Annotated in this window: 11 protein-coding genes; 3 read left to right on the forward strand and 8 right to left on the reverse strand. The window is 63.0% G+C overall.

Features of this window, described 5'->3' with window-relative positions; genetic code table 11:
• Nucleotides 1–34: 34 nt before the first annotated feature.
• From rseP to rpsB, 8 genes are all read right to left on the reverse strand, one after another.
• Nucleotides 35–1387 (reverse strand): RIP metalloprotease RseP, encoded by a 1353-nt coding sequence (gene rseP, locus MOP87_RS15670; protein ID WP_242809788.1) that lies wholly within the window; start codon nt 1385–1387, stop codon nt 35–37.
• A gap of 68 nt (nt 1388–1455) precedes the next feature.
• Nucleotides 1456–2646 (reverse strand): 1-deoxy-D-xylulose-5-phosphate reductoisomerase, encoded by a 1191-nt coding sequence (ispC, locus tag MOP87_RS15675; RefSeq protein ID WP_059183692.1) that lies wholly within the window; start codon nt 2644–2646, stop codon nt 1456–1458.
• A complete protein-coding gene (locus MOP87_RS15680; RefSeq protein WP_028686886.1) occupies nt 2643–3458 on the reverse strand; it encodes a phosphatidate cytidylyltransferase in 816 nt (271 codons plus the stop codon). The genes ispC and MOP87_RS15680 overlap by 4 nt, the downstream gene beginning before the upstream one ends.
• On the reverse strand, nt 3458–4213 hold the full coding sequence (gene uppS / locus MOP87_RS15685) for a polyprenyl diphosphate synthase (protein WP_027913873.1): 756 nt from the start codon (nt 4211–4213) through the stop codon (nt 3458–3460). Before uppS ends, MOP87_RS15680 begins: the two co-directional genes overlap by 1 nt.
• 15 nt (nt 4214–4228) lie before the next feature.
• Nucleotides 4229–4786 carry a ribosome recycling factor gene (gene frr, locus MOP87_RS15690; protein ID WP_023534036.1) on the reverse strand — a complete coding sequence of 186 codons (558 nt, stop codon included), beginning with the start codon at nt 4784–4786 and terminating at the stop codon, nt 4229–4231.
• Nucleotides 4783–5526: a UMP kinase gene (gene pyrH / locus MOP87_RS15695; RefSeq protein ID WP_023534028.1), complete on the reverse strand. Its 744-nt coding sequence runs from the start codon at nt 5524–5526 to the stop codon at nt 4783–4785. Before pyrH ends, frr begins: the two co-directional genes overlap by 4 nt.
• A 180-nt stretch (nt 5527–5706) precedes the next feature.
• Complete coding sequence (gene tsf, locus MOP87_RS15700; protein WP_023534066.1) at nt 5707–6570, reverse strand: translation elongation factor Ts; 864 nt, start codon at nt 6568–6570, stop codon at nt 5707–5709.
• Nucleotides 6571–6752: 182 nt separating this feature from the next.
• Nucleotides 6753–7490 carry a 30S ribosomal protein S2 gene (gene rpsB, locus MOP87_RS15705; protein WP_003252287.1) on the reverse strand — a complete coding sequence of 246 codons (738 nt, stop codon included), beginning with the start codon at nt 7488–7490 and terminating at the stop codon, nt 6753–6755.
• Nucleotides 7491–7841: 351 nt separating this feature from the next.
• Here rpsB and map point away from each other — a divergent pair, with 351 nt between their 5' ends.
• The 3 genes from map to dapC are packed head-to-tail and all read left to right on the forward strand — an operon-like array spanning nt 7842 to nt 12586.
• Nucleotides 7842–8624 carry a type I methionyl aminopeptidase gene (gene map, locus MOP87_RS15710; protein WP_027913871.1) on the forward strand — a complete coding sequence of 261 codons (783 nt, stop codon included), beginning with the start codon at nt 7842–7844 and terminating at the stop codon, nt 8622–8624.
• Between the two features lie 38 nt (nt 8625–8662).
• Nucleotides 8663–11362 carry a [protein-PII] uridylyltransferase gene (locus tag MOP87_RS15715; RefSeq protein ID WP_027913870.1) on the forward strand — a complete coding sequence of 900 codons (2700 nt, stop codon included), beginning with the start codon at nt 8663–8665 and terminating at the stop codon, nt 11360–11362.
• 27 nt (nt 11363–11389) lie between these two features.
• Nucleotides 11390–12586 carry a succinyldiaminopimelate transaminase gene (dapC, locus tag MOP87_RS15720; protein WP_242809790.1) on the forward strand — a complete coding sequence of 399 codons (1197 nt, stop codon included), beginning with the start codon at nt 11390–11392 and terminating at the stop codon, nt 12584–12586.
• Nucleotides 12587–12605: the final 19 nt, after the last annotated feature.

The following is a 12605-nucleotide window of genomic DNA, read 5'->3' on the forward strand; positions in this document are numbered from 1 at the left end:
CATGAACGACAGGTTTCGCAATTGAGCGAAGCTTTTATAGTCGACCCAGATCGTTGATCAGGGCGAGCAACATCACCCCCAAGACCAAACTGATACCGATCTGGACCCCCCAACCTTGTACCCGGTCTGACAACGGACGACCGCGCGCCCATTCAACCAGGTAGAACAGCAAGTGCCCCCCATCCAGTACCGGGATGGGCAGCAGGTTAAGAACCCCCAGGCTTATGCTCAGGTAGGCCAGGAAATTCAGGAAATCCCCCACGCCGGACTGGGCTGAAGCGCCCGCCACTTTAGCAATGGTTATCGGTCCACTCAAGTTTTTTACCGAGAGCTCACCGAACAGCATTTTCTTCAGTGACCCAAGCGTGAGCACGCTCATGTTCCAGGTGCGCGACAGGCCTTCACCCACCGCCTCCAGCGGCCCATAGCTGACTTCGCGCAGCATCGAGGCCGGCCATTGACCGCCTATGACGCCCGCCCCCAGGTAGCCTGCCGCCGCCTCACCCTCGCCCTTCACGCCCAGCGTTACCAGTACGTCCAAGGGCGCACCGTCGCGCTCCACACGCACTACCACCTGGGCGCCGGGCCGCGCGCGCACGCTATCGACCACCTGCTGCCATTCGTTCACCGACTGGCCGCCGATGCCCAACAACCGGTCGCCGGTCTTCAAGCCCGCCGCCCCGGCCGGCCCCTTGGGGTCGATCTCGGCCAGCACCGGCTCGATGGCCGGGCGCCAGGGTTGAAGCCCCAGCGAGCGAATCGGATCGGGCTCATCGGCACCTTTCAACCACTGGTCGAGTTTCACCTGGCGCTGCTGATCGGTACTGCTGCCTTCATCGCGCACACCGATGTTCAGCGTGCCGCTCTCACCCAGGCGGCGAACCAATTGCAGGTTGACCGCCGACCAACCGTTGGTCGGCTTGCCATCCACTGAGACGATTTCCTGGCCGGCCGTCAGCCCTGCTGCTGCCGCCGGGCTGCCATTCTCGACGGTGCCGATTACCGGTCGGATCTGCTGGCTGCCGAGCATCGCCAGCACCCAGAAGAAGAAGATGGCCAGCAAAAAGTTGGCGACCGGCCCCGCGGCAACGATCGCGATGCGCTGGCCGACGGGCTTGCGATTGAACGATTGACCCACCAGTGCAGGGGGCACGTCGCCTTCGCGCTCGTCGAGCATCTTCACGTAGCCGCCCAGTGGAATGGCTGCGATGACGAACTCGGTGCCCTGGCGATCATGCCAGCGCACCAGTGGCGTACCGAAGCCCACGGAAAACCGCAGCACTTTCACGCCACAGCGACGCGCCACCCAGAAGTGGCCGAACTCATGGAAGGTGACCAGCACACCCAAGGCGACGAGCGTACCGATGATCATGTAGAGCGCTGTCATGTCCATCTCCGAATGATGAGCAATGGGTCAATAGGGGGTGCTGTCGTCGATGACCGGGCGAGCCCGCCTCAGCGGCCGTTGCGGTCCAGCCAGGCCCAGGCCAGCTCGCGCGCGCGCTGGTCGGCGGCAAACACTGCTTCCAGCGAAGTCAGCGGCACCACGGGCTCCTGGTCCAGTACCTGTTCGATCATACTCGCGATCTCCGGGAAGCGGATACGGCCCTGGAGGAACGTCTGCACCGCCACTTCGTTGGCCGCATTGAGCACGGCTGGGGCGCTGTTGCCTGCCTGCGCCGCCTGTCGTGCCAGGCGCAGGCAAGGGAAACGCTGCTCATCGGGCGCCTCGAAATCCAGGCGCGCAATGCTGAACAGGTCCAGCGGCGCGACCCCGGAATCGATTCGCTCTGGCCAGGCCAGGGCATTGGCGATGGGCGTACGCATGTCCGGGTTACCCAACTGTGCCAGCACCGAACCGTCGACGTAATCAACCAGGGAGTGGATCACGCTCTGCGGATGCACCACCACCTCGACCAAGCTGGGCGGCGCATCGAACAGCCAGCATGCCTCGATCAACTCCAGGCCCTTGTTCATCATGCTGGCCGAATCGACGGAAATCTTGCGCCCCATCGACCAGTTCGGGTGGGCGCACGCCTGTTCGGGCGTGACGTCCTGCAGGGCCTGGGTCGATGTCTGGCGGAACGGTCCACCCGAGGCCGTCAGCAGAATGCGGCGCACACCCACAGCGCTCAGCCCGCGCGCGTAGTCGCCGGGCATGCACTGGAAGATGGCGTTGTGCTCACTGTCGATGGGCAACAACACGGCGCCCGACTGACGCACGGCGTCCATGAACAAGGCGCCCGACATGACCAGGGCCTCCTTGTTGGCCAGCAGCACCTTCTTGCCGGCCTGCACGGCGGCCAGGGTCGGCCGCAGGCCGGCGGCGCCGACGATGGCGGCCATGACCGCATCCACTTCGCTGGCGCAGGCGACCTGGCACAACCCGGCCTCGCCTTCCAGCACTTCGGTAGCGCACCCTGCCGCTGCCAGGCCTGCACGCAGGCGCCCCGCCGCGTCGGCGCTCGGCACCACGGCGTAGGCCGGGCGATGCCGCACACACAGGGCCAACAGCTCCTCGACGCGGGTGTAGCCGGTCAAGGCGAAGGCCTGATAGCGCTCAGGGTGGCGGGCAATCACGTCCAGGGTACTCAGACCTATGGAGCCGGTGGCCCCCAGCACGGTAATGCGTTGCACTTGACTCACATCACACCCCATTCAGCCGCCCACAACAGCACGGCGAACAATGGGATGGCCGCCGTCAGGCTGTCGATGCGGTCGAGCACGCCACCGTGGCCAGGCAGCAGATTGCTGCTGTCCTTGATGCCCGAGCGGCGCTTGAACATGCTTTCGGTCAGGTCGCCGATCACCGAGGCCATGACCACCAGCGCAGCGCCTGCCAGACCCAGCAGCAGCTGACCAATGCTCCAGTCTCGGCTGATACCCACCACCAGGGTGATCACCAGGCTGACCGCCAGCCCGCCGTACACGCCTTCCCAGCTTTTGCCAGGGCTGACCTGCGGCGCCAGCTTGCGCTTGCCGAAGGCCCTGCCGGAAAAGTACGCACCGATGTCGGCGGCCCAGACCAGAGCCATGACCGACAGGATCAGCCAGTTGCCCAGCGGCCAGTGCTTGAGCAGCACCAGGCCTTGCCAGGCCGGCAGCAACACCAGCAGGCCGATCAGCAGCCGGCAGGCAGCGCTGGCCCACAGTTCGCTGGTGCGTGGGTACGTCAGCACCAGCCAAGTGGCCAACCCCCACCAGATGACGGCAGCCCCAAGCACCCAGGGTGCAAGCTCCGGCAGGATGTACAGCAGCATCAAGGCCCCGGCAACGACCAAGGCATAGGCGACACGCAGGGGCTGAGCCATCAACCCCGCCAACCGTGCCCACTCCCAGGCGCCGAGCGTTACCACCAGACCGATGAACAGGGCGAAGTTGCCCCCCTCGAGCAGGAAGAACCCACCCAGCGCTATGGGCAACAGGATCAGCGCGGTAATGATGCGTTGTTTAAGCATTAAGCACGCGCTCCAGCCTCGACCTGCTCGCTGGTCTTACCAAAGCGGCGCTGGCGCGAAGCGAAATCAGCCAATGCACTGCGCATGGCCTCGTGTTTGAAGTCCGGCCAGTAAAGGTCGGAGAAATACAACTCGGCGTAGGCCAGTTGCCACAACAGGAAATTGCTGATGCGATGCTCGCCGCCGGTGCGGATGCACAAGTCCGGCAAAGGCTGCTCGCCGGTCGCAAGGCACGTCTGCAACAACCCTGGGGTGATGTCGTCGGGGCGAAGATGGCCAGCCTGAACTTCACGCGCCAGCCGCTGCGCGGCCTGGGCGATGTCCCACTGCCCACCGTAGTTGGCGGCGATCTGCAGGATGAAGCGGCTGTTGCCTGCGGTCAGCGCCTCGGCTTCGCGCATGGCAGCCTGCAACTCCGGGTGAAAGCGCGAGCGGTCGCCGATGATGCGCAGGCTGATGTTGTTGTCGTTCAAGCGACGTGCCTCGCGGCGCAACGCCGAGAAGAACAACTCCATCAATGCACCGACCTCATCGGCAGGTCGCTGCCAGTTTTCACTGGAGAAGGCAAACAGGGTCAGCACTTCGACGCCGGCCTCGGCGCACACTTCGATGACTGCGCGCACGGCATCGACGCCTGCCTTGTGCCCGGCAACGCCAGGCAACAAGCGCCGTTTCGCCCAGCGATTGTTGCCGTCCATGATGATCGCGACGTGACGCGGCACCGAGGGAGGCACCGCTGGCTTGGTCTTTTCCATTAAAAAAACCCGGCCTTAGACGGCCATCAGGTCCTTTTCCTTGGCCTTGAAGGCTGCATCCACCTCGGCGACGAACTTGTCCGTCAGCTTCTGGATGTCATCGGCAGCGCGGCGCTCTTCGTCTTCGCTGATGGACTTGTCCTTGGTGAGCTTCTTCAAGTCCGCCAGGGCATCACGACGCACGTTGCGCACGGCGACCTTGGCGTCTTCGGCAACGCCGCTGGCCTGCTTGGTGTAGCCCTTGCGGGTTTCTTCGGTCAGGGCAGGCATCGGCACACGGATGGTGGTGCCGGCGCTCGACGGGTTCAGCCCGAGGTCGGAGGTCAGGATGGCCTTTTCGATGGCAGCGCTCAGGTTCTTGTCGTGAGCGACGATCTTCAAGGTGCGCGCGTCCTCGACGCTGATCGCAGCGACCTGGTTCAGCGGCATCTCGCTACCCCAGGCAGTGACCTTGACGCTGTCCAGAATGCTTGGGTGCGCGCGACCGGTGCGGATGGCCGCCAGGTTGCGGCCCAGGGCCTCGATGGACTTGGTCATGCGCTCCTGCGCGTCTTTCTTGATGTCGTTGATCATGCTTGGCCTTCCTCGATCAGAGTGCCTTCAGCGCCGCCCACCACGATGTTCAGCAGGGCGCCTGGCTTGTTCATGTTGAATACCCGCAATGGCATGCCGTGGTCACGGCACAGGCAGATTGCGGTCAAGTCCATCACGCCGAGCTTACGATCCAGGACCTCGTCATAGGTCAGGCGATCGAACTTCTCGGCGTGCGGGTCCTTGAATGGATCGGCAGTGTACACACCATCGACCTTGGTCGCCTTCAGCACCACGTCGGCATCGATTTCGATGGCTCGCAGACAGGCTGCCGAGTCGGTGGTGAAGAACGGGTTGCCGGTACCGGCGGAGAAAATTACCACATCCCCGGAGTTGAGGTGGCGAATCGCTTTGCGACGGTCATAGTGATCGGTGACGCCCACCATGGAGATGGCCGACATGACCAGTGCCGGGATGTTCGAGCGCTCCAGCGCATCGCGCATGGCCAGGGCGTTCATCACGGTAGCCAGCATCCCCATGTGGTCGCCGGTAACGCGGTCCATGCCGGCGGCGCTCAGCGCAGCCCCTCGGAACAGGTTGCCACCACCGATGACCAGGCCGACCTGCACACCGATACCGACCAGCTGCCCTACTTCAAGGGCCATGCGATCGAGCACCTTCGGGTCGATCCCGAAGTCTTCGGAGCCCATCAGGGCCTCGCCGCTAAGTTTGAGCAAAATGCGTTTATAGCGAGGTTGGCGACCACTCACCTGCTGAGCCATTGCGAGTCTCTCCTGCGGCGTACTGTAGAAAATTCGTGCGGGCTGTTTGCAGCCTGCTAACTGTAGCGTGGCACCGTTTTGGCGCCAGCGGCGGCAGCGTCGTGTAAACGCCTCGCCGCTTTGACAAAGAGGCTGCGCGCGTGAGCGGGCAGCCTCTTTGGGGCGACAGACGGGGCTGTCTTACTGCTTGGCAGCAGCAACCTGTGCGGCAACTTCGGCAGCGAAGTCGTCGACTGGCTTCTCGATGCCTTCGCCAACCTTGAAGTAGGTGAAGGAAACGATTTCAGCACCGGCTTTCTTGGCCAGCTCGCCGACCTTGACTTCCGGGTTCATGACGAACGCCTGCTCTTTGAGCGAGGCTTCAGCCTTGAACTTGGTGATACGGCCGTTGATCATGTTTTCAACGATGTTTTCCGGCTTGCCGGCAATCTTGTCGGCGTTCAGCTGCAGGAAGACACCCTTCTCGCGCTCGATGGCTTCGGCGGAGATTTCCGACGAGTCCAGGAACTCGGGGTTGGACGCTGCAACGTGCATGGCGATGTTCTTGGCCAGCTCGACGTCACCGCCTTTCAGGACAACGACAGCACCGATCTTGTTGCCGTGCAGGTAGGCGCCGACCACGTCGCCTTCCACACGTACCAGGCGGCGGATGTTGACGTTTTCGCCGCACTTGGCGACCAGGGCTTCACGGGCAGCTTCACGCGAGGCGATCAGCGGAGCGGCGTCGGTCAGCTTCTGGGCGAAGGCTTCTTCCAGGCTTTCGGCGACGAAGTTCTTGAAGTCGTCTTGCAGGGCCAGGAAGTCGGTCTGCGAGTTCACTTCCAGCAGTACGGCGGCCTTGCCGTCGGTCTTGACGGCGATAGCGCCTTCGGCAGCCACGTTGCCAGCCTTCTTGGCGGCCTTGATGGCGCCCGAGGCACGCATGTCGTCAATGGCTTTTTCGATGTCGCCGTCAGCCTTTTCCAGGGCTTTCTTGCAATCCATCATGCCTTCGCCGGTACGCTCGCGCAGTTCTTTGACCAGCGCTGCAGTAATTGCTGCCATTTCAAAATCCTCTTGGAAAGTTTTTCAACCATTCCACCCGTTTGTGACGGGCGTTCAATTCTGCTAATCCGCTGTCTGTGCCTGCATGCCCATGAAAGGGACGGCTGCCGACAGCAGGATTTCAAGGTGGCAAAAAGGGGGCATAGCCCCCTTTTCGCGTGCCAAGTCGACGCTAGCGTCTATTACTCGGCAGCAGGTGCAGCCGCTTCTTCAGCGTAGACTTCGGTGCCGCCAGCAACGTTGTTGCGGCCACGGATGACAGCGTCAGCCATGGAAGTCATGTACAGCTCGATAGCGCGAATGGCGTCATCGTTACCTGGGATGATGTAGTCAACACCTTCCGGGCTGCTGTTGGTATCGACAACGCCAATGACCGGGATACCCAGTTTGTTGGCTTCGGTGATCGCGATGCGCTCGTGATCAACGTCGATGACGAACAGAGCGTCAGGCAGACCGCCCATGTCCTTGATGCCGCCCAGGCTGCGGTCCAGTTTTTCCAGATCGCGGGAGCGCATCAGGGCTTCTTTCTTGGTCAGCTTGGCAAAGGTGCCATCTTCGGCCTGAGTTTCCAGGTCGCGCAGACGCTTGATCGAAGCACGGATGGTCTTGTAGTTGGTCAGCATGCCGCCCAACCAACGGTGGTCAACGTACGGCGAACCGCAACGAGCAGCTTGCTCGGCGACGATCTTGCCGGCGGAACGCTTGGTGCCGACGAACAGGATCTTGTTCTTGCCCTGGGCCAGGCGCTCAACGAACGACAGGGCGTCGTTGAACATCGGCAGGGTTTTTTCCAGGTTGACGATGTGGATCTTGTTGCGCGCACCGAAAATGTACTTGCCCATTTTCGGGTTCCAGTAACGGGTCTGGTGGCCGAAGTGCACACCGGCCTTCAGCATATCGCGCATGTTGACTTGGGACATGATAGTTCCTTGATAAGTCGGGTTGGGCCTCCACGTATCCCAATGACCAACCCGCGAACCCTGAAGCTCGGGGCACCCAGGCCATCGTGTCGACACGTGTGTGGGTTTGGATGCAGACGGAGCTGGCTCCGAAAGCGGCGCATGTTATACCACAGGCTGCGCGCAAACAAAACACGAAACTCACCCCCCAACCGCCGGACGGCAGGGCATGTGCGCCAGCGCACGACCAGCGACGGTGCAGGTGTGGCGTGTTTGCAAGGGCCGCGTGCCGCTACGAGCCCGCACCTCTGATAGAATGACGCCTTTCCCGATTTGAACGCGCCGCCTGCGGCGCCGAGTAGAGAGCCTGTAATGACCGTCACCATCAAGACTGCAGAAGACATCGAGAAGATGCGCATCGCCGGCCGCCTGGCAGCCGACGTGCTGGAAATGATCGAGGAGCACGTCAAGCCCGGTGTCACCACCGAGGAGCTCGACCGCCTGTGCCACGACTACATCGTCAACGTCCAGCAGGCCATACCGGCGCCGCTCAACTACAAGGGCTACCCCAAGTCGATCTGCACGTCGATCAACCACGTGGTCTGTCACGGCATCCCCAATGACAAGCCCCTGAAAAACGGCGATACCCTGAACATCGACATCACGGTGATCAAGGACGGCTACCACGGCGACACCAGCCGCATGTTCCACGTCGGCACCGTGCCGGTGTGGGCCCAGCGTCTGTCCCAGGTCACCCAGGAATGCCTGTACAAGGCCATCGAACTGGTCAAGCCGGGCTGTCGCCTGGGCGACATCGGCGAAGTCATCCAGAAGCATGCCGAGAAGAACGGTTTCTCGGTGGTGCGCGAGTTCTGCGGCCATGGCATCGGCAAGGTATTCCACGAAGAGCCGCAGATCCTGCATTACGGCCGCGCCGGCACCGGCATGGAACTCAAGGAAGGCATGACCTTCACCATCGAGCCGATGATCAACCAGGGCAAGGCCGACACCAAGGTGCTGGGCGATGGCTGGACCGCGATCACCAAGGACCGCAAGCTCTCGGCGCAGTGGGAGCATACCCTGGTGGTCACGGCGACCGGGTACGAGATCTTCACCCTGCGCAAGGACGACACCATCGCCCGCACCTCGGCCTGAGCCACCCCAGCAGCCTTCGATGACAGGAACCTGACCCCATGCTCCAGCTCGACCCCGAACTGTTCGACCGTGGTCAGTTCCAGGCGGAACTGGCCCTCAAGGCCAGCCCCATACCCGCCTTCAAGAAGGCCATTCGCCAGGCGGGCGAGGTGCTGGACAAGCGCTTTCGCGCAGGCCACGCCATCCGCCCGCTGATCCAAGCTCGGGCCTGGCTGGTGGACAACGTCCTGCAGCAGGCGTGGAACCAGTTCGACTGGGGCGAGCAGGGCGGCATTTCCCTGGTGGCGGTCGGCGGCTACGGGCGCGGTGAGCTTCACCCGCACTCGGACATCGACCTGCTTATCCTGCTGGGAGAGGCCGAGCACGAACGGTATCGCGATGCCATCGAGCGCTTTCTGACCCTGCTGTGGGACATCGGCCTGGAGGTCGGCCAGAGCGTGCGCACCGTCGATGAGTGTGCCGAACAGGCCCGCGCCGACCTCACCATCATCACCAACATGATGGAAAGCCGCACCATCGCCGGCCCGGAAGCCCTGCGCCAGCGCATGCTCGAGGTCACCAGCACGGCGCACATGTGGCCGAGCCGCGAGTTCTTCCTGGCCAAGCGCGCCGAGCTGCAGGCGCGCCACCACAAGTACAACGACACCGAGTACAACCTCGAGCCCAACGTCAAGGGCTCGCCTGGGGGGCTGCGCGACATCCAGACCGTGCTGTGGGTGGCGCGCCGCCAGTACGGTACCCTGAACCTGCATGCCCTGGCCGGCGAAGGCTTCCTACTGGAAAGCGAGAATGCGCTCCTGGCCTCCTCCCAGGATTTCCTGTGGCGGGTGCGCTACGCCCTGCACATGCTCGCCGGCCGTGCCGAGGATCGCCTGCTGTTCGACCACCAGCGCAGCATTGCCGCCCTGCTGGGCTACAGCGACGAAAACCCCAAGCGTGCCATCGAGCAGTTCATGCAGCAGTACTACCGGGTGGTGATGAGCATCAGCCAGTTGTGCGACCTGATCATCCAGCATTTCGAGGAAGTCATTCTCGCCGACGACGACAGTGGTACCACCCAACCGCTCAATGCGCGCTTCCGCCTGCATGACGGCTACATCGAGGCCGTGCGCCCGAACGTGTTCAAGCGCACGCCGTTCGCCATGCTGGAAATATTCGTGCTGATGGCCCAGCACCCGGACATCAAGGGTGTGCGTGCCGACACGGTACGCCTGCTGCGCGAGCATCGGCACCTGATCGACGACACCTTCCGCAACGATATTCGCAACACCAGTCTGTTCATCGAACTGTTCAAGTGTGAAATCGGTATTCATCGCAACCTGCGGCGCATGAACCGCTACGGCATCCTCGGGCGCTACCTGCCGGAGTTCGGGCTGATCGTCGGGCAGATGCAGCACGACCTGTTCCACATCTATACCGTCGATGCCCATACCCTCAACCTGATCAAGCACCTGCGCAAGCTGCAGTACACACCGGTGTCGGAGAAATTCCCGCTGGCCAGCAAGCTCATGGGCCGCTTGCCCAAGCCCGAGCTGATCTACCTGGCCGGTCTCTACCACGACATCGGCAAAGGCCGTCAGGGCGATCATTCCGAGCTCGGCGCGGTCGATGCCCTCAAGTTCTGCGAGCGCCACCAGCTCCCAGCCTGGGACAGCCGGTTGATCGCCTGGCTGGTGCAGAACCACCTGGTCATGTCCACCACCGCCCAGCGCAAGGACTTGTCCGATCCGCAGGTGATCAACGACTTCGCCCTGCACGTGGGGGATGAAACACGGCTGGACTACCTCTATGTGCTGACGGTGGCGGACATCAACGCCACCAACCCCACCTTGTGGAATTCATGGCGAGCCAGCCTGTTGCGCCAGTTGTACACCGAGACCAAGCGTGCCCTGCGCCGTGGGCTCGAAAACCCGCTGGATCGTGAGGAGCAGATTCGCCAGACCCAGTCCTCGGCATTGGACACGCTGGTGCGCGAAGGCACCGACCCGGATGACGTGGAGCAGCTGTGGTCGCAGCTGGGGGATGACTACTTCCTCAAGCACACCGCCTCCGACGTGGCCTGGCACACCGACGCCATCCTGCAACAGCCGGCTGACGGTGGCCCGCTGGTACTGATCAAGGAAACCACCCAGCGCGAATTCGAAGGCGGGACTCAGATCTTCATCTATGCCCCTGACCAGCACGATTTCTTCGCCGTGACGGTGGCGGCCATGTCGCAGCTGAACCTGAACATCCACGACGCCCGCATCATCACCTCCAGCAGCCAGTTCACCCTGGACACCTACATCGTGCTGGACAACGACGGCGGTGCGATCGGCGACAACCCGCAACGGGTCAGGCAGATTCGCGACGGCCTGACCGAGGCGCTGCGCAACCCCGAAGACTACCCCACGATCATCCAGCGTCGGGTGCCGCGCCAACTCAAGCACTTCGACTTCCCGCCGCAGGTGACCATCCTCAACGACGCCCAGCGCCCGGTGACCATTCTCGAAATCACCGCGCCCGACCGGCCGGGCCTGCTGGCGCGGCTGGGGCGCATCTTCCTGGAATTCGACCTGTCGTTGCAGAACGCCAAGATTGCCACCCTGGGCGAGCGTGTGGAGGACGTGTTCTTCATCACCGACGCCGACAACCAGCCCCTGTCCGACCCGCAACTGTGCAGCCGCCTGCAGGAAGCCATCGTGCAACAACTGCAAGCAGGGCAGGCCAGCGCCAGCCCTGCCCGCGTGACCTTTTGACGACATGATTGACGAGACCTTGCGCCAATGAACCCTGCCTTGAGCCAGCTTCAGCCCTACCCTTTCGAAAAGCTTCGTGCCCTGCTGGGCAGCGTTACGCCCGCTGCTGACAAACGCGCCATTGCCCTGTCGATTGGCGAGCCCAAGCACGCCTCGCCACCCTTCGTGGCCCAGGCGATGGCCGACAACCTCGACAAGCTGGCGGTATACCCCAGCACCCTGGGCCTGACTGCCTTGCGCCAGGCCATCGGGCAGTGGTGCGAGCGCCGCTTTGGCGTGCCTGCTGGCTGGCTGGATGCCGATCGTCATATCCTGCCGGTGAACGGCACCCGCGAAGCGCTGTTCGCCTTTACCCAGGCGGTGGTCGACCGTAGTGCCGATGGCCTGGTGTTGAGCCCCAACCCGTTCTACCAGATCTATGAAGGGGCTGCGCTGTTGGCCGGTGCCACCCCGTACTACCTGCCGTGCCTGGAAAGCAACGGCTTGAACCCCGACTTCGACGCGGTGCCCGACCACGTCTGGGCCCGTTGCCAGGTCCTGTTCCTGTGCTCACCCGGCAACCCCACCGGCGCCCTGGTGCCCATGGACACCTTGAAAAAGCTGATCGCACTGGCCGATGCGCACGATTTCGTGATCGCTGCCGACGAATGCTACAGCGAGTTGTATTTCGATGAGGATGCACCGCCACCGGGGCTGTTGTCGGCCTGTGCGGAGCTGGGGCGTAATGACTTCAAGCGCTGCGTGGTGTTCCACAGCCTGTCCAAGCGTTCGAACCTGCCGGGGCTGCGCTCGGGCTTCGTGGCCGGCGATGCCGACATCATCAAGCCGTTTCTGCTGTACCGCACCTACCATGGTTGCGCCATGCCGGTGCAGACACAGTTGGCCAGCATCGCCGCCTGGGAGGATGAGGCGCATGTGCGCGCAAACCGCGACCAGTACCGCGCCAAGTATGACGCCGTGCTGGCCATCCTCGAGCCGGTCATGGATGTGCAGCGCCCGGACGGCAGCTTCTACCTGTGGGCCAAGGTGCCGGGTAGCGATGCCGACTTCACGCGCGATCTGTTCGAGGCCGAGCACGTGACCGTGGTACCCGGCTCGTACCTGTCCCGTGAAGTGGGCGGGGTCAACCCCGGCGCCGGACGCGTGCGCATGGCGCTGGTTGCCCCGCTGTCCGAATGCATCGAGGCGGCCGAGCGTATTCGCGCGTTCTTGCACACGCGCTGAAGCCTTTTAGGCAAGACGG

Origin of the sequence: Pseudomonas sp. I3-I5, assembly GCF_022699445.1 — a bacterium.
GTDB lineage: Bacteria > Pseudomonadota > Gammaproteobacteria > Pseudomonadales > Pseudomonadaceae > Aquipseudomonas > Aquipseudomonas fulva.